Here is a 20496-nt window from a genome sequence, read left to right on the forward strand (position 1 = left end):
TCGCGCGCAGGCGATCAGCTCCCCTGCTCGCGCGAGATCCGCATTCCGGCGTGCGGATGCGCACGTGCGGCCATTCGACGCGCAGCCATCTCAGGGTGCTCGCGAGACGAGTGGTCCAGCACGGAGCGGTCCACCGCGTCCTCGAGGGCGAGGGTCTTGTTGGTCTTTGGAAGAGAGGAGGGCGGCGCACCTTTCAGTCGTCGAGGTTCTGGTGGTGCGCGACCGCGCCCCGCTTCCAATAGGCGGCCACGCGCATGGCCTGCTTCGGGTGCCGTTTCTCCTCGAGCAGGAGCTGGCGCAGCCGGCCCATGATCGACGCCTCGCCGGCAGCCCAGGCGAAGCCTTCGCCGGCGGGGAGCGGCAGTGTCGCCAGGGCGGCCAGGAGGTCGTCGCCCGTGTTCACCCAACCAAGCGTGACGTCCGCGCGGCTTGCGAACATCCGGCGGTCTGCCTCGTCGGCCTGCACGAGGACGTGGGCCCGTGCGCCGGCGGGCAGTTCCTCCAGCCGCCGGGCGATCGCCGGGAGCGCCGACGTGTCGCCGACGAGCAGGTGCCAGTCGTAGTCGCTCGGGATGATCATGGAGCCACGCGGCCCGCCGATGGTGACGCGCTGGCCCACGCGCGCCTGGCGGGCCCAGCGGTCGGCCGGGCCGTCGCCGTGCATGGCGAACTCGATCGTCAGCCGGCGCTGCTCGCGGCTGAACCGGCGGGGGGTGTAGTCACGGCCGACCACCCCGCCGCTGCCGTCGTCGATCAGGAACTTGACGTGGTCGTCGAAGGACTCGGAGACGAAGTCGGCAAGTGCATCGCCGGCGAAGGTGACGGCGACGAATCCGGGGCTCGGCTGCGAGACGTCGGCCACTTCGACGTCTCGCCGGCGCAGCTCGTGGCGCACGCGCACCACCCGGCGGGCGGGTGTTTCAGCATTCATTGTCGGGAAGTCGATTGGTTGATAATGTCATCCATCATGCGCAAATCGGTTGACCATGTCAACAAACGGGACTCGGACCCGGCGGGCACCGTGCTGGACCTCGTCCATTCGGTCATGCACCTGTCGCGAGCCCAGCAGTTCCGGGCCCTGCGCGAGGCCGAGCACGGCGTCACCCACATGGAAAGCAAGGTCCTCGGCTTCTTTGCCCGCCATCCTGGCGCGACGCCCAGCGAGCTGGTCGCGCATTCCGGTCGCGACAAGGGCCAGCTGGCCAGGCTGATCCAGGGCCTGCGGGAGCGCGGGCTGCTCGAGGCACGTGCCGACACCCAGGATCGGCGCATCCTCCGGCTGCAACTGACCTCGCAGGGCGACGCGGCGCTCCAGGCCGTGCGGCGGCAGGGCCGCCAGCTCGCCACGGTGGCCGTGAAGGGGCTCACCGTGGACGAACGCACCCAGCTGGTGGCTCTGCTGGCCCGCGTGCAGGCCAACCTCGCATCACTGCCGTCCTCTGACTGACAGGCCCACCCCAGCGGCAAACGCAGAGCTGCTCGCGTGCTCCGGCCGCAGAGGTCTTCGCAAGCAGACGCCGACAGTCCCCTTCGCCTGGGTCCTACCGGGCGCGACCGGCGCTGGGCACAAGCTTGCCGGCTTCGGCGCCCTCGCGCCCATCTTCAATCAAGGCAGATCATGACCACCCATCTCCACCGCAAGCTCGGCCTCGCGCTGTTCTCCCTCGCCGCCAGCGGCGTTCTCGGTCTCACCTGGCCCGTGGCCAGCCATGCGAATGGCACCGGCGCGGGCGCCGGCAGCGGCGCCGCTGGCGCAGGAGGCGCCGGCGGAGCGGGAGCGTCGGGCGCTGGTGCTGGTGGCGCGTCGGGCGCTGGTGCCGGTAGCGGCGCCGGTTCAGGCTCGGGTGCAGGTGCAGGTGCAGGTGCAGGTGCAGGTGCAGGTGCAGGCGGCGCCGGCGGAAGCAGCGGCGGGTCGGGCACCGGCGATGGCGGCGTCGGCATCGGTGCTGCCGCCGTCGGGACCTCCGGTGCGGGCTCGGCCGATCCCGCAGTGGCTGGCCAGACCATGTCCAATGGCCTCGCCCGCCGCGGCGAGCCGACCGTGCCGACGGACGTGGGCGCGCCGCCGACCTCGGCCATGGGCGCCAACCCCGCGCCGGCGACGCCTTCGCGCTGAGCCGCGCCTAGGCCCCGGGCGCGGTCCGTCGGTGCGCCGAGAGGCTGCATCCAGCGGTTCGTGGCCGGGGCGACGAGGGTCCCGCTCCACGGTCCAGTGTCGCGACGGCCGCTTGGGCGGGTCCGAGGAAGCTGCGCGTGTCCTCCCGAGGATGGAGGACAGCGCCGGGTCACGCCCGGCCCCACCGGTTCCATACTGCCTCTACGCCAGCGCCGCACGGGCGGCGACAACAAGAGAGGGACGCGCATGGAACCGACGCCGAAGGACAACAGCACCCGGTGCCTGCCTGCGCTGCACCGGCAGCAGGCTTGAACGTTGCGGCACGGCGGTTCGTCGCATCGCATGGCCTATCTCGCCATCACCCTCAACCACATGCGTTCGGTCAAGGCCTGGGCCGACGCCATGGGTGCTGAAACCAGCCTGGACCTGCGCAGCTTCCAGCTGGAGATCCGCGCACGCAACCGCTACTACCGGCTCAAGCCCCGGTTCCTCGGCCGCCGCGAAGGAGGCCTCTTCCACAGCGACGTCCTGGTGCCCGAGGCCACCGGTTTCATCGGCTGGCTGCCCTATGGGCTGTTGCGCTGGGACCTGTCCGACGACAAGCTCGCCTTCAAGCGCTTCGCGCAGGCTGCCGGCCTGCGCGTGCCCGCGAGATGGGCCCCCGGCGAGGCCAGCCAGCCGTACCTGCTCAAGCGCTCTGCGGGCTCGTTCGGCAGCCAGATCACGGGCCCTTGGCCGCCCGGCAGCACATCGGCGCGCGAGCCGGCGTCCACCAGCGCGCAGGGCGAGTTGTTCGCGGAACAGTTCGTCGAGGGAAGCAGCCTGAAGGTCTGGTGCTGGGGCGAGCAGGCCTTCTTCGCGCATTGCCGTGCCTCGCCCTGCGTCACGGGGGAGGGCAGCAGCACGGTGGGTGACCTGCTGCAGCCGCGACTCGCCCCGGTCGGGGCGACGCCAGCCAGGCTGCAGGACACGGGCGTCCTCGATGCCTGCCTGGCGCACCAGGGGCTCACCCTCGCGTCGGTGCTGCCCGCGGACGCCACGGCCTGGTTCGATTTCCGGTATGGCCATGACTACCTGCCCGAGCAGCCCACGGCCGATTCCGACAACGTCCTGGAGTCCCTGGAGGCCACGGTGCGCGAGCAGGTCCATGCGGCGGCCTCGGTGCTCGGTGCCGAGCTGCACCGACGCTTCGCGGCGCCGGTGCTGTTCGCCGTCGACGGTGTCTGCGATCCACAGGGCCAGGTCTGGTGGCTGGAGATGAACTCCAACCCCATCCTGCCGCCCGACGGCTACGGCCCGGTGTTCCAGTCGCTCTTCGGAGGCCGGCCGACATGAGTGTCCGGGCGCGTCGCAACGTCGTGCTCAACGACGCCATGCCGCCGGCCGTGGTGGCGAGCCTGCGCGACCCCGCGCGCCTGTGCCCGGCATTTGCCGGCACCACTTGCATCGAGCGCGGCCGGCTCACGGTGCGCACGCCCGAGGCGGATGTCGAGGTGCATGCGCCCCGCGCGCTGCTCGCCCAGGTGCAGGTGCTGTGCGATGGCAGCCGCACCCTCGAGGAGGTGGTTCGGCGCTGCGGGGGCGGGTCGGCCGGCGAGATCCGGGCGTTCCTTGATTTCCTGCTGGCCCAGGGCGCGCTGATCGACGCGAGCCTGCTCACGCTGCGCAGCGCTGCCCACGCCTTCCAGGACAGCCCGGCCGGCGTCGTCGCGCCCTCGCGCGTCAGCAACCAGGTCTGCCGCCGCTTCCTGTGGAACCAGGTCGGAGCCAGCGGCAAGCTTCCCGCCGGCACACGGCGCCTGCGATCCCATCCGCTCGCGGACCTGTTCGACGGCCGTCTCTCGACCTACACGTTCGACGACAGGCCGGTCGGCGAGGCGCCGCTCCTGCAGTTCCTGTGGGCCATTGCCGGCGTGGTGCGCACGCGCCACGAACGCGTCGGTCACGTCACGCCGCGCCGGACCATCGCTTCCGCGGGCGGCATGCACCTGCTGCAGGTGTTCGTGGCCCTGCAGCGGCCGGTGGGGCGCCATGCTCCGGGCATCTACCGTGTGCTCTATCCGGCCGAGAAGTCGGTGGCGCTGCTTCCGGTCGGCCAGGACCAGCGTTCGCTGCCCCGCGCGTTCGGCAAGCCCTGGGAACTGTCCTTCGCGACGGGCGCCGTGTTCCTGGCCGCCGACGCGGAGGCGGCCGCGCTGCGCTACCGCAACCGTGCGCTCCAGTACCTGTTCATGGAGGCCGGTGCCGCGCTGCACAACGCCGGGCTGGCCGCCTCGCCGCTCGACCTGGGCTTTTCAACGATCGGAGGCTACTACGAGGCCGCGGTGTCGCAGCTGTGCGGGCTGCGGCGCGAACTCGTGCTCGGCGCCGGCATCTTCGGGCCGCGTCCCACGGCGGACCAGGTCGCCGGCGGCCAGTCGGCGCCCGACCTCGAGTTCCGGTGGGTCGACCGGCCTTCCGACCGGTATGCCATGCCGTTCCACCTCGCGTGCGCCAGGGTGAGGACACCCGACGACGACCGTCCGCTCACCTGGGGCCGCGACGCCGATCCGTGGATCGCCTATCGCAAGGCGGCCGCGGAGTCCGTCGAGCGCGAAGGGTTCCGGCAACCCCGGCACCTGTGCTCCGGCCGTTTGGCCGACGTCCCCGGCGCCATCGATCCGGGAACGCTGGTGCGCTACTCCGCCCGGCAGCACGCGCAACCGGGCTTTCCGTTTGCGCGCTTCGATCCGGCCAGCGCGCATTGCTGGACCGTCGCCACCGAGCTGCTCACGGGCGCCGCGGTGCATGTGCTGGCCGGGCTGGTGTTCTCGCGCGCGAGCCTGGAGCAGGCAGGCCATGGTGGCGGTCCGCTGGTGACGCATGTCACGTCCTCCGGTTGCGCTGCCGGCAGCGATCGTGAGGAGGCCTGCTGGCGGGCCCTTCTCGAAGTCATCGAACGCGATGCCTTCATGCGGCACTGGCTGGCCCAGCAGCCCGGCGTGCCAGTCCAGCAGCGTGCCGTCCCCGCGGAGCTGCGCTCGCGCGTGCAGGTCCTGGAAGCCGCCGGCTGCCGGGTCTGCCTGCAGCAGTTGCCGTCACCCTGGGCGCCCGTGGCCCTGGCCTCTGCCCAGCATGGCTCACTGCACTTCACCACCATGGGCACCGCTGCCGCCGGCACGCTCGAGGAGGCGCTGCATGGCGCGCTGCAGGAGCTCGAGTCCCGCGTCTACGCGTGGGTGCACGGGCACGAGCCGACGCTCGCCCGCCCCGATCAGGTGGCCACGCCCGACCACCACTTCGAGCTGTACGGCCTGCGGCGCTATCACCGTCGTGCCGACGCCGTGCTGTTTCCTTCTCCCGGCGTGGCCGTTCCTCCCCGCCGGCGCTCGTCGCGCGCATCAGAGGCAGGCCTGGCCGGAACGCACGGACCATCCGGCCTTGGCGAACTCCTGCAACGCTTCGCGACTGGCGGCCTGGCGCCGCTCGCCGTGGACATCACGCCGGCACAAGCATCCATCGACCAGGGCCGAACATCGCTGGTGGTGGTCAAGGCGCTGGTGCCAGGCCTGCTGCCGGTGTCCTTCGGCGCCGGCACCGAACCGCTGGGCCTGGTGGCACGCAGCCACCGCGCCGCCCGCTTTCCCCATCCCTTCCCCTGACCAGGAGCCACCATGACCATGCAGACCCCGCGTACTTCCCCTGCCATTCCCGCCTCGCCGCCCGGCGGCGAGGCCCCGACGGCCCAGCAGTCGAAGGAGACGGCCATCCGCTGGACCGCGGTCCGGCGCGCGCGGTTGCCGCACAAGGCTGGCCTGCCGCTCAGCTCCAGCGGTTGCGGCGACGCGATCGAGCGCTAGCCATGTTCCTCGGGCCCAACGTCCGGGTCGACGACGGCCTGCTGTCGCCCGATCTGCAGGAGCGGCTGGCCCAGGCGGTCGCCTGGATGCCGCTGCACTTCCTGAACCGGTGGGATCGGTTCCGCTCGCACGAGCTGGACATGCACTGGTATTACCCGATCGCTTTCTCGGACCAACCCTACGAGGCCAACGTCGAGCCGGACCTGCGGGCGCTGGACGGCGAACTGCAGTCGATCGCCGAATGCTGGGAGGCCGTGAAGACGGCGCTGCCCGGCACGGCCCGGCTGTACGAGTGCATGCTCAGCGCCAACACCTTCGGCACCGAGGGACGGGTGCACCAGGACATCGCCGAAGCCGGCTCCCGCGCGAACCACACGACCGTCCTGGTCTACTGCAACCGGGAATGGAACGTCTCCTGGGCCGGCGAGACCATCTTCTTCGACGATCGCAGCGAGATCACCGGCGCGGTGCTGCCACGACCCGGCCGCGTGGCCATCATCGACGGCGATCCGCCGCACGTCGGCCGGTCGGTCTCGCGCATCTGCCCGACCGATCGTCGCGTGCTGGTGTTCAAGCTCTGGCGAAACTGAGGCCGTCGTGGCGGGCGCGCCGCGGCGTGGCGCCCAGGCCGGCGCCACTGCCGGTCCCCGCGCGCGGCTGAGCCTCGGCAGGCCGTGACCGTGGCGGCCATGCCAGGTGGCCGGTCGCGGCCCCTGTGTCACAATGAATGCGCTCCGGGGTGTACGCGCCAGCGTGCTGAGATCCAGACCCGTGAACTTGAACCGGCTCAGACCGGCGTAAGAAGAGCACTCACCTTCGGCCTTCCGGCCGGGGTGGACCGTCCCTTCGGAGCACCCGTGCATCTGCCGAAGGAGAGGTCCGATGAATCCACCCGCCCATCCTGACCGGAGCCGTCCGTGAGCGGCGCCGCGCCCGCGGCGCGCTACCCGCGCGTGCTGTCCATCGCCGGATCCGACTCCGGCGGGGGCGCCGGCGTGCAGGCCGACCTCAAGACCATCGCCGCCCTCGGCTGCTACGGCATGACCGCCATCACGGCGTTGACGGCGCAGAACACAACGGGCGTGCGCGCGATCCATGCGGTGCCCCTGCAGATGCTGGCCGACCAGATCGACGCCGTCGCCGAAGACATCGGCATCGATGCGGTGAAGATCGGCATGCTGCACTCGGCGCCCACCGTGGAGGCGGTGGCCGCGGCGATCGATCGGCATGCGCTGGCGCCGGTGGTGCTCGATCCCGTCATGGTCGCCACCAGCGGTGCAAGGCTGATCGATCCCGGAGCCGTCGCCGCCCTGGTGCGCGAGCTGTTCCCGCGGGCGGTGCTGGTCACCCCCAACCTCGACGAGGCCGCGCTGCTGGTCGAGCGGCCATTGCGCACCGAAGCCGACATGGAAGCGGCGGCCCGCAGCATGCTCGCCATGGGCGCGCGGGCGGTGCTGCTCAAGGGCGGCCACCTGGCGGGCGACACCGTGAGCGACCTGCTGCTGGCGCAGGACGGCATGCGCGTGTGGATGCGCGCACCGCGCATTGCCACTCCCAACACCCATGGCACGGGTTGCACCCTGTCCAGCGCGACCGCCGCATGGCTGGCGCTCGGCGCCCCGCTCGACCAGGCGGTGCAGCGGGCGCGCGAGTTCGTGCGCGGCGCGCTCGAAGCCGGGGCGGCCGTGCGCACCGGCGTCGGCAGCGGCCCGCTCAACCACGGCCACGCGCCGCAGCCGATGCGGCTGCACCGGCTGCCATGACCGCGGCCCTGCCGCCGGCGCTGCAGCAGGCCGTCGAGCGCCTGCTGGCCTTCCTGGCCCAGGACGGCTGCACGGACGCCGAGTTCGACGCCCTCGCGTGCCAGTTGTTCGAGCTGCAGTACACGCACGACGAGCCATACCGGCGGTTCTGCCAGCGCCGCGGCATGACGCCGCGCCGGGTGACGGGCTGGCGCGACATCCCGCCGGTGCCGATCAGCGCCTTCAAGGACGCGACGCTCAGCTGCGTGCCACCGGCCGACTGCGAGCGCGTCTTCATGACCAGCGGCACCACCCGTGGCGACGTGAAGGGGCGCAACCACCACCCCACCATCGCGGTCTGGGACCGCTCGATGCAGCAGCACTTCGCCCGGCGCTTCATGCACGGCGCGGCCCGGCTGCCCATGCTGCTGCTCTTTCCCGACGAGCGTGAGCTGCCCAATTCCTCCCTGGCCCGCTATCTCTCGCTGGCGGCGCGCACCTGGGGCGGCGAGGGCAGCCGCTCCTACGTGGATGCCCGGGGGCTCGATGTCGACGGCGTGTGCCGAGCGCTCGAGGCGGCGGTGGCGCGCGGGCAGGCGGTCGCGCTGCTCGGCGCCAGCTACAGCTTCGTGCACCTGCTCGATGCGCTGCAGGCGCAGGGGCGGGAGTTCGTGCTGCCGCCCGGCAGCCGCATCCTGGACACCGGCGGCTACAAGCGGCAGGCCCGCGAGGTGCCGCTCGACGTGTTCTACGACGATCTGGTCCGCGGCTTCGGCGTGCCGCGCGAGCGCTGCATCAACATGTACGGCATGACCGAGCTGAGCTCGCAGTTCTACGACGACGGCAACGCCCGCGTCCCCTCGGTCAAGTCCGGCCCGCACTGGGTGCGCACGCGCGTGCTGGATCCGCTCACCGGGCGCGACATGCCGCCGCGCGAGCGGGGCGTGCTCGCCCATTGCGATCTGGCGAACTTCAACTCGGCCACCGCCATCCTCACCGAGGACGTGGGCATCGCCGTCGAGCGCGGCTTCCTGCTCCTGGGCCGCGCCGAAGGCGCCGAGGCCAAGGGCTGCTCGCTGGCCGTGCAGGAGTTCCTGGAGGCCGCCCGCGCATGAACCGTCGCTGGAGGGCAGGGCACCTGCCCGGTGTGGACACCGCCGACGTGCGCTGGCACGGGCTGCGCTTCGCGGCCCATGGACGCGAGGTCGAGATCGAGGTGCCGGTGCTGTCGGAGCCGCAGATGCAGGCGCTGGCGCGGCACGTGCGCGGGTCCGCGCAGACCGTCCTGGCAGCCATGCCGGTGGATGCGATCGTCGGGGTGCTGGATCGCGCCGTCGCCCGTCTGCTCGACCCGGCCGATCCGCTGCGGCGCGAGGCCGACGAATTGCTGCCGGTGGTCACCGGGCTCGACGCTGAAATGGTGGCGCTGGGCCTGACCGCCTACCTGCAGACGTTCCGGGCCCCCCAGCTGCACCGCTTCGTGGCCCAGGATTTCGCCAATCCCAAGGTGCTCGATGGCTTCCAGCCGGCGGTGAAGGGCGGCGCGGTGCGCGCGTTCGGTCCGCGGTTGCTCGGGCACAGCTGGGCCGGCAACGTGCCCGGGCTGCCGCTCTGGAGCCTGGCCTGCGGCCTGCTGGTGAAGGCAGGCAGCGTCGGCAAGCTGCCCAGTGCCGAGCCCGTTTTCGCCAGCCTGCTGGCGCGTCTGCTCGCGCAGATCCATCCGCCGCTGGCCGACTGCCTGGCCATCGTCTGGTGGCCGGGTGAGCAGCCGGAGCCAGCGGCGGGGCTCTGGCGCGAAGCGGACACGGTGCTGGCCTACGGCGGCAACGCCGCGCTGCGCGGCATCCGCGACCAGTTGCCCGTGACCACCCGTTTCCTGGGCTACGGCCACAAGCTTGGCCTGGCCCTGGTGGGCCGCGCGGCGCTCGACCCGCTGCGCGGCCCGGCGGCCGCCCGTGCTGCCGCCCTCGACCTGGTGCGTTACGAGCAGCAGGGCTGCTATTCCCCGCACGTGCTCTATGTCGAGCGCGGCGGCGCACTGGACCCGCGCGGCTTCGCCCAGCACCTGGCGACCGAACTGGCGGGCCTGGCGCACCGCCACCCGCGCCGCGAGCTGTCGCTGGAAGACGCGGCGTCGGTCGCCGCCTGGCGGCAGGCGGCGGAGTGGCGGGCGCTGTCCGGCGCAGGGGACGAGTTGCTGGGCGACGGGCAGTCGACCTGGGCGGTCGCCTTCAGCGGGCAGGCACGGCCGCTCGCGCCATCGGCCGGGCACCGCTGCGTGCAGGTCTGCGCGGTGGACGCGCTGGACGACGTCCTGCCGCTGCTGCGCGGACACGAACCCTTCTTGCAGACCGTGGGCTTGGCCACCACCCCGGCCGAGCTGTACCGGCTGGCCGGGTTGCTGGGTGCCGCCGGTGTCACCCGCGTTGCCGCCCTCGGCGCGATGACCCAGCCCGAGGCGGGCTGGCACCACGACGGCCGCTTCAACCTGGCGGACCTGGTCCGCATGGTCGACATCGAGCCCAGCGCCGAACTGGCTGCCGACCGGCTCGCGCCGTATGCGCAGGAGGGCCGGCCGTGAGCGCGCCGGGGCGGCTCCATGGCGTCGCCCGCCGCGCACCGGGCCCGGCGAGCTCGGCGCGGCCGGCGGTCGCGCCGTGCCTGACGGAGCGGCCCGCATGACCTTCCTGCAGCTGCAAGACGTGTCGTTCGGCTACCCGGACTCGGTGCCGGTCGTCGACGGCGTGTCGCTCGACCTCGCCGCCGGCGAGTTCCATTGCCTGGTGGGCCGCAGCGGCTGCGGCAAGACCACGTTGCTGAAGCTGGCCGCCGACCTGCTGCATCCCACGCGTGGGCAGGTGCTGCTGCGCGGCGAGGCCGTGCGCGACCGGCGCGACCTCGGGTTCGTCTTCCAGGCCCCGACGCTGCTCGACTGGCTGCGGGTGCGCGACAACGTGCTGCTGCCGGTGTCCCTGCAGCGCCGGCCCACCGCCGCCGACACCGCCGCCGCCGACGCCCTGCTGGCGCAGCTCGGCCTGGGCGCCTGGGTGGGCAGGCACCCGCGGCAGCTCTCCGGCGGCCAGCAGAGCCGGGTCGCGCTGGCCCGGGCGTTGCTGTTGCAGCCCTCGCTGCTGCTGCTGGACGAGCCGTTCGCGGCGCTCGACGCGATCACCCGCGAGGAAGTCCAGCAGGATCTGCTGCGCGTCTGCCGCGAGCGGGGCACCACCGTGCTGTTCGTCACCCACGACATCGCCGAAGCGGTGTTCCTGGGCGACCGCGTCTCCGTGATGGCCGCCGGGCGGCTGGTCCGCACCCTGGCCGTCGACGCGGCCGCCTCGGTTCGCGACACCCCGGCGTTCGGCGCGGCCTGCGCCACCCTCCGCGAGGCACTGACGGCCGAGGAGGCGTGGGCATGAGCCGCGCCCGGCCGCCCGAAGCGGCTCGCACCGCAGTGCGAAGCACGGAGGTGCTCCGGATCTGCCGCGCCCGGCCGCCCGAAGCGGCTCGTACCGCAGTGCGACGCACGGAGGTGCTCCGATGAGCGCCCGCCTGCACCCCGTCCTGGGTGGCTGGCTGCTGCTGGCGGTGCTGCTCGCCACCTGGGAAACCGGTGCGAGGGCCTTCGGGCTGTCCGCGCTGGTGCTGCCCCCGCCCACGGCCGTGGGCCAGGCGCTGTGGAAGGGCCTGGCGAGCGGCTATTTCTGGCCGCACCTGCGCGCCACCGGCCTGCAGCTGCTCGTCGGCCTGGCCGCGGGCTGCGCCGTCGGCTTCGTGGTGGGCGTGCTGCTGGCGGAGGCCCCGTCGCTGCGGCGCCTGCTCATGCCGTACGTCGTCGTCAGCCAGGTCGTGCCCAAGCTGGCGCTGATGCCGCTGTTCATCGTCTGGTTCGGCTTCGGCTGGCTGCCCACCGTCGTCATCACGGCCCTGATCTGCTTCTTCCCGCTGATGGAGAACACCATGACCGGGCTGGCGCAGGTGCCACCCGAGCGGCTGGAGCTGTTCCGCATGCTGGGCGCCAGCCGGGCCCAGACGTTCTGGCGGCTCAAGCTGCCGACGGGGCTGCCCTCGGTGCTGGCCGGCGTGCGCATCGCCGCGGTGCTGGCACTGGTGGGCGCCGTCGTCGGCGAATTCATCGGCGCGAGCCAGGGCCTGGGCGCGCTCATCATCGCCGCGCAAGGCAGCATGGACACGCCCCTGATGTTCGCCGTGCTGGTGCTGATCTGCGCGCTCGGCCTGCTGCTGTACCAGGCCACGCTGCTGCTCGAGCGGCGCCTGCTGCGCCCCTATCTTCCCGCTCCATGAGGCCGACCATGTCCACACGCCGCCGTCTCCTCCTCGCCATCGCCGGCGCCGCCACCTTCCCGGCGCTCGCGCAGGCCCAGCCCGCACCAGCCGCCGAACGGATCGTCGTCGCCGGCTGGAGCAAGCCCATCACCGAAGTGACGCCGCTGCTGGTCGATGCCGACAAGGGGTTCTACCGCGCGCAGGGCATCGCGCTGGAGTACGTACCCGGCGCCGGTGGCGGCGACGCGATCCGCAACATCCTCAGCGGGCAGGCCGACGTGGCCTTCACCGATCCGGGGTCGCTGTTCGCGGCGCTCGACAAGGGCGAGAAGCTGCGGGCCATCTACGACATCTACCCGCAGAACGTCTTCAACGTGGTGTCGCTGCGCAAGACGGGCATCCGCACGCCGGCCGACCTCAAGGGCAAGCGCATCGGCGTGTACAGCCTGGCCAGCGGCACCCGGCAGAACCTGCAGGTGCTGCTGCACCGGGCCGGGCTGTCGGAGGCCGACGTCACCGTGGTGGTGACGGGCCTGCTGAACTTCGCCCCGCTGCTGCAGGGGCAGGTGGACGCGACGGCCGCCACCGACACCGGCCTGCTGGTCGGGCGGCGCCGCGGCCTGGGCGACGTCGACGTGCTCGAGGTCGGCAAGTCGCTGCATGTCTCCAGCGACCTGTTCGTCGTGCGCGAGGAGGTCTACCAGCGCCGCAAGGAGGCGCTGCGCCGCTTCCTGCGCGCCTACCGGGATGCGGCGGCCTGGATGATGGCCGACCCGGCCGAGGCGGCCACGCTGGCCGCCAGGCGCGCGATCGACGGCACCGATCCCGACCTCAACCTGGAGGTGGTCCGCCTGCGCAACGCCGCCAGCGTGTCCGAGCTGACGCGCCGGCAGGGATTGGGAGCGCTCGACGTGGCGTCGCTCCAGAAGGCAGCCGACGTCTACCGCCAGCTCGGGCTGGTGCGCCAGCCGATCGACATGGCACAGGTGGTCGCGACCGACCTGCTGCCGGGACGCTGAGGAGCACGCATGGAATTCGACGGCAAGGTGGTGCTCGTCACCGGCGCATCGCGCGGGATCGGCGCCGCCATCGCACGGGCATTCGCCGCGCAGGGGGCCGGTGTCGCGGTCAACTACCTGAGCCGCCACGAGGCGGCAGGGCAGGTGGCGCTGGCCTGCCGCCAGGCCGGCGGCGACGGCGTGGCCCTGCAGGCCGACGTCACGGTGCCGGCGCAGGCGCAGGCGCTGGTGGCGCGCACGCTCGACGCGTTCGGCCGGCTCGACGTGCTGGTGAACAACGCGTTCGCGCCCTACAGCTTCGATCCGGAGCGACGCGCCACCTTCGGCGACGTCGGCTGGCCCGACTACCTGCGGCAGTTCGAGGGGGCCGTCGGCGCCGCGTTCCAGATGTGCCGCGCCGCGCTGCCGCACCTGCGTACGCACGCGCGCGGCGCCATCGTGAACATCGTGACCGACCTGGTCGAGGACCCCGTCGTGCCGTACCACGACTACGGCACCGGCAAGGCGGCGCTGGTGGGCTTCAGCCGCCAGCTGGCGGCCGAACTCGGTCCGCAGGGCGTGCGGGTGAACTGCGTCGCACCCGGTCTGGTGCATCCCACCGAAGGGAGCGCAGCCACGCGCGCCTCGTTTCGCGAGGCGTTGATGGCGGCCACGCCACTGCGGCGCCTGGCCCGGCCGGAGGACGTCGCCGGGCCGGTGGTGTTCCTGGCCTCGGCGGCCAGCAGTTTCATGACGGGGCAGGTGCTGTTCGTGGACGGCGGGAGGGTGATGCGATGAATGGACCTGAACGGAAACCGGTTCTGCTCGTCGAGGCCGTCGGGCCTGGAGGCGCGGCTGCGCCGGGCGTCGAGCGGCTGACCCTGGCCCAGGCCCAGGCCCAGGCCCGTGCCGCCATGGGGCCGGAAGCTGCTGCCGCGGCGCCGCGGCTGGCGGCCCGGCTGCGGGCAGCGGGCGCTGACGCGGTGCTCGTGCGTGGGGCACGCGAACTCGGCGGGCGGCGGCTGCACTGGCTGGACAGCGCGCATGCCCGCGGCTGGATCGCCGAAGCAGGCGAGGCCGCCGGGGACGGCTTTGCCTCGCGCTGGAGCGAAATGCTGTCCCGGGGCCACGTGCCCGCCGACGCCGCGCTCCTGGCCTTCGGGCCGCTGCCATCGCTGTCCTGGGGCGAGGACGTGCCGGCGCCCGTGCCCCCGCCGTCGCCGCGGGGCGTGCCGCTCGACATGGGCATCTATGCCATCGTCGACAGCGCGCAGCAGCTGCGGCAGGTGCTCGCGGCCGGCGTGCGCGCCGTGCAACTGCGCATCAAGCAGCCGGCCGATGCCGATGCGGCGTGGCACGGGGGGCTGCGCACCGCCATCGGCGACAGCGTGAAGGCGGCGCGCGACCACGGCGCCTGGCTGGTGGTCAACGACCATTGGCGGCTGGCCGCCGAACTGGGCGCGCCGGCGCTCCATCTGGGCCAGGAGGACCTGCTCGCGCTGGGGGACACCGGCCGTGCGCAGCTGCGGGCCACCGGCCTGGCGCTGGGCATCAGCTCGCACGCGGCATGGGAACTGTGCCGGGCACTCGCGCTGGCTCCCGGCTATGTGGCCTGCGGGCCGGTCTGGCCCACCACGACCAAGGACATGCCGTGGCGCCCGCAGGGCCTGGACAACCTGGCGTGGTGGTGCCGGACGGCGCACTGCCCGGTCGTGGCCATCGGCGGCATCCTGACCGCGGAGCAGGTGCGCGAGACCGCGCGGGCAGGCGCGCAGGGCGTGTGCGTGCTGCGCGGGCTGGGCCCCGATCCGGCGCGCGTGGTGCCGGCCCTGCAGGAGGCGTTCGAGCAGGGCCGCCGCCAACGCGGCGATGCCATCGTGCCGGCCCTGCCGCATCCGACCCTGGACGCCGGCGCATGAGCACCCGGTCCCTGCGCATCGGCATTGCCGGCGCCGGCCTGCTGGGCCGGCTGCTGGCGCACCAGCTCGTGCGGGCGGGCCATGGGGTGGAGGTGCACGATCCGGCGCCCGGACCCGACGCCCGCGGCGCCACGGGGTGGACTGCGGCCGGCATGCTCAGCCCGCTCGCCGAGCTGGAGACCGCCGACGAGCGCGTGTTCCGCTGGGGCCTGCGCTCGATCGAGCTGTGGCCCGCCATCCTGCGCGGGCTGCCGCAGCCGGTCGAATTCAGCCGTGAAGGCAGCCTGCTGGTTGCCCACCGCGAGGACTCGGGCGCGGCGCGCCGCGTGCTGGACCTGCTGGCCCGCAAGGCGCCGGCCGGCCACCAGGCCGAAGCCCTGACCGCCGCCGGTCTCGCTGCGCTGGAGCCGTCGATCCGCACCGGCCCGCAGGCCTGGCTGCTGCCGGGCGAAGGACGCATCCACACCGTGCAGGCCATGCAGGCCCTGGTGACCGGAACGCCCGGCGCGACCTGGCACTGGGGCTCGACGGTGGAGGCGGTCGAGCCCGGCCGCCTGCAGCTGGCCGGCGGCACGCAAGTCTTCGACTGGGTGTTCGACGTGCGTGGCCTCGGGGCGCGGCCGCAGTTGCCGGTGCGCGGCGTGCGCGGCGAGATCTTCTGGCTGCAGGCGCCCGGCGTCGACCTGCGCCGGCCGGTGCGCCTGCTGCACGCGCGGCACCGCGTCTACCTGGTGCCCCGCGCGCCCGACACCGTGGTCGTGGGCGCGAGCGAGATCGAGAGCGAGGACCGCTCACCGGTGTCGCTGCGCACGACGGTGGAGCTGCTGGCGGCGGCGCACAGCATCGTGCCCGCGCTGGCCGAGGCGCGCATCGTCCATTGCGAAACCAACCTGCGTCCGGCCCTGCCGGACAACCAGCCCCTGCTGGAGACCACGCCGGGCCTGACCCGCATCAACGGCCTGTTCCGGCACGGCTGGCTGATCGCGCCGGGCCTGGTCGAGACCGCCCTGGAGTCCCTCGCATGATCGCCATCCAGTTGAACAACGAACGCGTCGAACTGCCCGACGGCGCCACCTTGGCCGCACTGGTCGCCTCGCTGGGCAAGCCGCCGGCGGCACTGGCCACCGCCGTCAACGGCGACTTCGTCCCGCGCGACCTGCGCGCGCAGCGCCTGCTGCAGGACGGCGATGCCGTCATGACCTTTGAACCCATCACGGGAGGTTGAACCCATGGCCTTTTCCATCGGCGGCGTCCAACTCGAGAGCCGCTTCTTCCTCGGCACCGCCAGCTATCCGTCGCCCGACGTGCTGCGCGAGGCCATCGGCACGGCCGGCACCCAGGTCGTCACCGTGGGCTTGCGCCGCCAGCTTTCGGGCGGCGGCGGCGAGGGCAACGAGTTCTACCGCTACATCCGCGAGAGCGGTGCCCACCTGCTGCCCAACACCGCCGGCTGCACCACCGCCCGCGAGGCCGTCACGCTGGCGCGCATGGCGCGCGAGATGTTCGGCACCCACTGGATCAAGCTGGAGGTCGTGGGCGACGAGTACACGCTGCAGCCCGATCCCTGGGAGCTGGTCGAAGCCGCCCGCGAGCTGGCGAAGGACGGCTTCGAGGTGTTCCCCTACTGCACCGACGACCTGGTCACCTGCAACCGCCTGCTCGACGCAGGCTGCCGCATCCTGATGCCCTGGGGCGCGCCGATCGGCTCGGGGCAGGGCCTGCTGAACCCCACCGCCTTGCGCACGTTGCGCGCCCGCCTGCCCGAGGTGCCGCTGGTAGTGGACGCCGGCATCGGCTCGCCGCGCGACGCGGTGCAGGCGATGGAGCTGGGTTTCGACGCGGTGCTGGTGAATTCGGCCGTGGCGCTGGCGCACGACCCGGTGACCATGGCCCGCGCCTTCAGGCTGGCGATCGAGGGTGGCCGGCTCGCGTACGAGGCCGGGATCATGGCCAAGCAGGAAATGGCGGTGGCGACGACGCCCGTGACGGGACGGCCGTTCGTGCTGTGAACTGGAGGCCTCTCGAAGCGACAAGCCCGCGCGGGGCGGGCTTGTCAGGCGGGTCGGCGGAGCGGGATCAAGGCGCGGGCGGCTGGCCGTACAGCGGCGAGCGCGGTCCCGGCAGAACGCCGTTGTGGCGGGGCGCGGCCATGAGGCGCGCACTGGCGATGCCGGCGTAGTTGTAGGCTGCGTCGGTGGTCGTCCCGACGATCTGGTTGACCAGCGCCGCGACGAGAAGACCCGCGAGGCCACCTTGCGACTGCTGCTGTTCGGCGGAACTGGCAAAGGCGCTTCCCTGCCACAGCAACTCGCCCGAACGCAGGTCGAGGATGCGGGCCTCCACCTCCACACGGGTCTCGCTCGCCAGCACCTGGTAGGTCGTGCCGTACTTCTTGATCTTCATGTAGACGGCGGCGTCGGCGCCGAAGAAGTCGCGCAGCTTCGCCACCGGGATCTCCTGCGCGTCGTGTGCGGTGGTCACGCCGTTCTCGCGGAACGTCGCGTCCACCAGCGTCACCGGCAGCACGTAGTAGCCGGCTTCGGCCAGGGGCCGGGTCACCTGCGACCACACGCCGGGCGTGGCCTTGATGTCCGGTGCTTCGCTGACGGGGGGCAGCACCAGCAGCGATCGCGGCTTGGCACGCTGGTACGCGGTGTAGTCCCAGCCGGCGGGCCGGGTGGCGCAGCCTGCCAGGAAGGTGAGGCTTGCCGCCAGCAGGGCGAGCGCAATGCGATGGGTCGTCATGCCGGGTTCTCGTTCTTGGCGGTGGTCTTGTCGGTCCGGTCCTTGCCGTCCATGCGCTTGAGCAGCTGGTCGAGGTAGGGGGACGATTCGGGGAACGCTTCCTTCTCGGCCAGCCAGAGCTGGCGGGCCTGTGCGGCATTGCCCGTGCTCAGGTACAGCATGCCCAGATGCGCGCGGAACCCGGGCGGCAGGGCGGCCCCGGTCCCGCGGGCCTTGACCGCATGCGCCTCCATGGCCTGGATCTGGCTGTCGGGGCTGCCGCCGGAGGCCAGCAGCGTCTCGTACTGCTGGCGCGGGAACGTCTCCCACATGTACAGGGGCTTCGGTGCGGTGGCGCACCCCGCCAGGAGCATGGCGGCGCCGAGCGCCGTGGCCAGGCGCCTCATCGACGGGCCTCCGAACCCCACTGGCCGGCGTCCCGCGCGGCGACCAGGGTGTTGACCGCCTCGCGCATCGCCAGGTCGAGCACCTTGCCGTTGAGCGTGGCGTCGTAGCCGGCCGTGCTGCCGAAGCCGAACACCTCCCGGTTCGACAGCTCGTACTCGCCGGCGCCGCGTGCCGTGAAGACCACTTCCGAGGTGAGCGCGTTGACGATGTTCAGCGTGATCTTGGCGTACGCAACCTGCGTCTTGCCGCGGCCCAGGATGCCGAACAGCTGGTGGTCGCCGACATCCTTGCGGCCGAATTCGGAGATGTCGCCGGTCACGACGAAGGACGCGCCGCGCAGCGTCTGGTTGACGCCCTGCAGCCGGGCCTCCTGGCTGGTCTCGCTCAGGTTGTCCCGGTCCAGGACCGAGAACCGCTGCGACTGCTGCAGGTGGGCGATGAGGGTGGTCTTGGCCTGGCTGCCCAGCCGGTCGACGCCGTCCGAGAACACGCCGCGCAGAAAGCTGGAGCGGTTGTCGAACTTGCCCACGGAGACGGGCAGCTTCGCACCGGCGTACGGTGCGGCGGCGGCCTGCACCTTCTCGACCTGCACGGTGCGGGAACTCTCGTTGATCGCACAGGCACTCAGGCCCAGGGCGGCGGCGGCCGCCACCATTCGCAAACTCGCTCGGACCATCATCTCTCCACGTTGGATCGGCAGGCGAGCGGGCGTGTGCCGGCTACCGCTGAGCTCGATGTTGCCGAATGTATCGCACTCGAAGGACGCTGCAGGCTGGGGGGAACCCCGTGCTGCGTGGCTTGCGGCTTGCCGCGACGCCACCCCGGCCCTCGCCCGGTCTCGATTCCGGCCGCCCCTGCGGCCCAACGCAAAGGGGCCCCGTGGGGCCCCTTCTCGCGACGGTGCAGTGCCGCTCAGTCGAACACCGGCGTCTCCACCCCCAGCACCTTGTGCAGCTTCGGCGACGTGGTGGTGTACTGCAGGTGGATCTTGCCCTTCTCGGGGAAGATGATCGGCGCCGCCGCGAAGGCGGCGAGGGCGCACTCGTGGAAGCCGGAGAGGATCAGCTTCTTCTTGCCCGGGTAGGTGTTGATGTCGCCCACGGCGAAGATGCCCGGGACGCTGGTGGAGAACTTCTCGGTGTCCACCACGAGCTGCTTGCGTTCGATGTCCAGGCCCCATTCGGCGATCGGCCCCAGCTTGGGCGACAGGCCGAAGAAGACCAGCAGCACGTCCAGCGGCACCACGCGGGTGACGCCATCGGAGCCGGTGACCTTGGCCCCGGTGAGCCTGCCGTCCTTCTCCTCGTAGCCGGTGACCTGGCCGACGATGAACTGCATCTCGTACTGCTCGCACAGCTCGTGCATCTTGGCCACCGACGCCGGCGCGGCCTTGAAGCCGTCGCGGCGGTGCACCAGGATCACGCTCTCGGCCCTGTTCGGACCCTCGGCCGTGAAGTTCAGCGTCCAGTCGAGGGCCGAATCGCCGCCGCCCACGATCACCAGGTTCTTGCCGGCGAAGTCGGCCGGGTTCTTCACCCGGTAGTGCAGCTGGGTGCCAGTGAACTTGTCCAGGCCATCGACCTTCAGCGTGCGCGGCTCGAAGGCCCCGACGCCGGCGGCGATGAAGATGGTCTTGGTGATGAACTGGGTGCCGCGGGAAGTCTCGACGTAGAAGCGGCCATCCTCCTGCTTCTGGACCACGGTCACGGTCTGGCCCAGGTGGAAGGTGGCGCCGAACGGCTCGATCTGCTTGAGCAGCGCGTCGGTCAGCTCCTTGCCGGTGCACACCGGGATGGCCGGGATGTCGTAGATCGGCTTGTCGGGGTACAGCTCGATCGGCTGGCCGCCGGGGTAGGCGAGCGAGTCAATGACGTGGGCCTTGATCTCCAGCAGGCCGAGCTCGAACACCTGGAACAGGCCGACGGGGCCTGCGCCGACGATCACGGCATCGGTTTCGATCGGGCCGTCGTGCGCGGCAGCGGTCTTGATCACTTCTTGGCTGAGTTGCGGTTCCATGGTTCTTCTTCAGCGGACCAGCTCGGCCAGCTTGCCGGGCTTGTCCTTCCACTCTTCGGCGTCGTCCAGGGCGGGCTTGCGCTTGGTGATGCTCTTCCAGCCGGGCGCCTGCGAGAGTTCGGCGTTGATCTTCACGAACGCGACCTGGTCGGCCGGGACGTCCTCCTCGGCGTAGATCGCGTTGACGGGGCACTCAGGGATGCACACCGCGCAGTCGATGCACTCGTCCGGGTCGATCACCAGCATGTTCGGCCCTTCCCGGAAGCAATCGACGGGGCAGACGTCCACGCAGTCGGTGTACTTGCAGCGGATACATTGTTCGGTGACGACGTGGGTCATGTGGAAGGACGTTCGGCTGGGGAAAACCCCGAATTTTAGCGGTGGACACCGGCCCGCCGGCCAGGAAGGAGAAGGCGGCCTGCGCGCGCGGTCGCCCATGGCTGGCGGCGG

General features: G+C 72.0%; 23 protein-coding genes. 17 read left to right on the top strand and 6 right to left on the bottom strand.

Annotated elements, in window-relative coordinates; translation table 11 throughout:
- Positions 1-193: 193 nt before the first annotated feature.
- Complete coding sequence (locus tag VFE82_RS07535) at positions 194-931, bottom strand: siderophore-interacting protein (protein ID WP_324999637.1); 738 nt, start codon at positions 929-931, stop codon at positions 194-196.
- Between the two features lie 36 nt (positions 932-967).
- Between VFE82_RS07535 and VFE82_RS07540 the strand changes: the two genes are divergently transcribed.
- The 17 genes from VFE82_RS07540 (at position 968) to VFE82_RS07620 (ending at position 16907) form a co-directional block, all read left to right on the top strand.
- The gene (locus VFE82_RS07540) at positions 968-1447 is read left to right on the top strand and encodes a MarR family winged helix-turn-helix transcriptional regulator (RefSeq protein ID WP_324999638.1); all 480 of its coding nucleotides are present in this window, start codon (positions 968-970) and stop codon (positions 1445-1447) included.
- 171 nt (positions 1448-1618) lie between these two features.
- Positions 1619-2116 (top strand): hypothetical protein, encoded by a 498-nt coding sequence (locus VFE82_RS07545; protein ID WP_324999639.1) that lies wholly within the window; start codon positions 1619-1621, stop codon positions 2114-2116.
- Positions 2117-2458: 342 nt separating this feature from the next.
- Positions 2459-3451 (top strand): hypothetical protein, encoded by a 993-nt coding sequence (locus tag VFE82_RS07550; RefSeq protein ID WP_324999640.1) that lies wholly within the window; start codon positions 2459-2461, stop codon positions 3449-3451.
- The gene (locus tag VFE82_RS07555; RefSeq protein ID WP_324999641.1) at positions 3448-5757 is read left to right on the top strand and encodes a YcaO-like family protein; all 2310 of its coding nucleotides are present in this window, start codon (positions 3448-3450) and stop codon (positions 5755-5757) included. The genes VFE82_RS07550 and VFE82_RS07555 overlap by 4 nt, the downstream gene beginning before the upstream one ends.
- A gap of 12 nt (positions 5758-5769) precedes the next feature.
- Positions 5770-5955: a hypothetical protein gene (locus VFE82_RS07560; RefSeq protein WP_324999642.1), complete on the top strand. Its 186-nt coding sequence runs from the start codon at positions 5770-5772 to the stop codon at positions 5953-5955.
- 2 nt (positions 5956-5957) lie between these two features.
- The gene (locus VFE82_RS07565; protein ID WP_324999643.1) at positions 5958-6545 is read left to right on the top strand and encodes a 2OG-Fe(II) oxygenase; all 588 of its coding nucleotides are present in this window, start codon (positions 5958-5960) and stop codon (positions 6543-6545) included.
- Between the two features lie 327 nt (positions 6546-6872).
- Positions 6873-7718, top strand: coding sequence for a bifunctional hydroxymethylpyrimidine kinase/phosphomethylpyrimidine kinase (thiD, locus tag VFE82_RS07570; RefSeq protein ID WP_324999644.1), 846 nt, complete (start codon positions 6873-6875; stop codon positions 7716-7718).
- Positions 7715-8812, top strand: coding sequence for a long-chain fatty acid--CoA ligase (locus VFE82_RS07575; protein WP_324999645.1), 1098 nt, complete (start codon positions 7715-7717; stop codon positions 8810-8812). Before thiD ends, VFE82_RS07575 begins: the two co-directional genes overlap by 4 nt.
- Entirely contained in the window at positions 8809-10278 is a 1470-nt protein-coding gene (locus tag VFE82_RS07580; RefSeq protein WP_324999646.1) for an acyl-CoA reductase, read from the top strand. Before VFE82_RS07575 ends, VFE82_RS07580 begins: the two co-directional genes overlap by 4 nt.
- A gap of 97 nt (positions 10279-10375) precedes the next feature.
- Positions 10376-11113, top strand: coding sequence for an ABC transporter ATP-binding protein (locus tag VFE82_RS07585; RefSeq protein ID WP_324999647.1), 738 nt, complete (start codon positions 10376-10378; stop codon positions 11111-11113).
- A gap of 121 nt (positions 11114-11234) precedes the next feature.
- On the top strand, positions 11235-11999 hold the full coding sequence (locus VFE82_RS07590; protein WP_324999648.1) for an ABC transporter permease: 765 nt from the start codon (positions 11235-11237) through the stop codon (positions 11997-11999).
- Positions 12000-12007: 8 nt separating this feature from the next.
- Positions 12008-13000: an ABC transporter substrate-binding protein gene (locus VFE82_RS07595; protein ID WP_324999649.1), complete on the top strand. Its 993-nt coding sequence runs from the start codon at positions 12008-12010 to the stop codon at positions 12998-13000.
- 9 nt (positions 13001-13009) lie between these two features.
- On the top strand, positions 13010-13777 hold the full coding sequence (locus VFE82_RS07600; protein WP_324999650.1) for an SDR family oxidoreductase: 768 nt from the start codon (positions 13010-13012) through the stop codon (positions 13775-13777).
- Positions 13774-14898, top strand: coding sequence for a thiamine phosphate synthase (locus VFE82_RS07605; protein ID WP_324999651.1), 1125 nt, complete (start codon positions 13774-13776; stop codon positions 14896-14898). The genes VFE82_RS07600 and VFE82_RS07605 overlap by 4 nt, the downstream gene beginning before the upstream one ends.
- On the top strand, positions 14895-15923 hold the full coding sequence (locus VFE82_RS07610) for an FAD-dependent oxidoreductase (RefSeq protein ID WP_324999652.1): 1029 nt from the start codon (positions 14895-14897) through the stop codon (positions 15921-15923). The genes VFE82_RS07605 and VFE82_RS07610 overlap by 4 nt, the downstream gene beginning before the upstream one ends.
- Positions 15920-16123 carry a sulfur carrier protein ThiS gene (thiS, locus tag VFE82_RS07615; protein ID WP_324999653.1) on the top strand — a complete coding sequence of 68 codons (204 nt, stop codon included), beginning with the start codon at positions 15920-15922 and terminating at the stop codon, positions 16121-16123. The genes VFE82_RS07610 and thiS overlap by 4 nt, the downstream gene beginning before the upstream one ends.
- A 4-nt stretch (positions 16124-16127) precedes the next feature.
- Positions 16128-16907 carry a thiazole synthase gene (locus tag VFE82_RS07620; RefSeq protein WP_324999654.1) on the top strand — a complete coding sequence of 260 codons (780 nt, stop codon included), beginning with the start codon at positions 16128-16130 and terminating at the stop codon, positions 16905-16907.
- A 67-nt stretch (positions 16908-16974) separates the two neighbouring features.
- Here VFE82_RS07620 and VFE82_RS07625 read toward each other — a convergent pair whose 3' ends face one another.
- From VFE82_RS07625 to fdxA, 5 genes are all read right to left on the bottom strand, one after another.
- Entirely contained in the window at positions 16975-17643 is a 669-nt protein-coding gene (locus VFE82_RS07625) for a DUF799 domain-containing protein (protein ID WP_324999655.1), read from the bottom strand.
- A complete protein-coding gene (locus VFE82_RS07630) occupies positions 17640-18029 on the bottom strand; it encodes a DUF4810 domain-containing protein (protein WP_324999656.1) in 390 nt (129 codons plus the stop codon). The genes VFE82_RS07625 and VFE82_RS07630 overlap by 4 nt, the downstream gene beginning before the upstream one ends.
- Positions 18026-18709 (bottom strand): CsgG/HfaB family protein, encoded by a 684-nt coding sequence (locus VFE82_RS07635; protein WP_414708731.1) that lies wholly within the window; start codon positions 18707-18709, stop codon positions 18026-18028. Before VFE82_RS07635 ends, VFE82_RS07630 begins: the two co-directional genes overlap by 4 nt.
- A 233-nt stretch (positions 18710-18942) precedes the next feature.
- Complete coding sequence (locus VFE82_RS07640; protein WP_324999658.1) at positions 18943-20046, bottom strand: NAD(P)/FAD-dependent oxidoreductase; 1104 nt, start codon at positions 20044-20046, stop codon at positions 18943-18945.
- Positions 20047-20055: 9 nt separating this feature from the next.
- A complete protein-coding gene (fdxA, locus tag VFE82_RS07645; RefSeq protein WP_324999659.1) occupies positions 20056-20385 on the bottom strand; it encodes a ferredoxin FdxA in 330 nt (109 codons plus the stop codon).
- Positions 20386-20496 lie beyond the last annotated feature (111 nt).

Origin of the sequence: Ramlibacter sp., from assembly GCF_035655895.1 — a bacterium.
Classification (GTDB): domain Bacteria; phylum Pseudomonadota; class Gammaproteobacteria; order Burkholderiales; family Burkholderiaceae_C; genus Ramlibacter.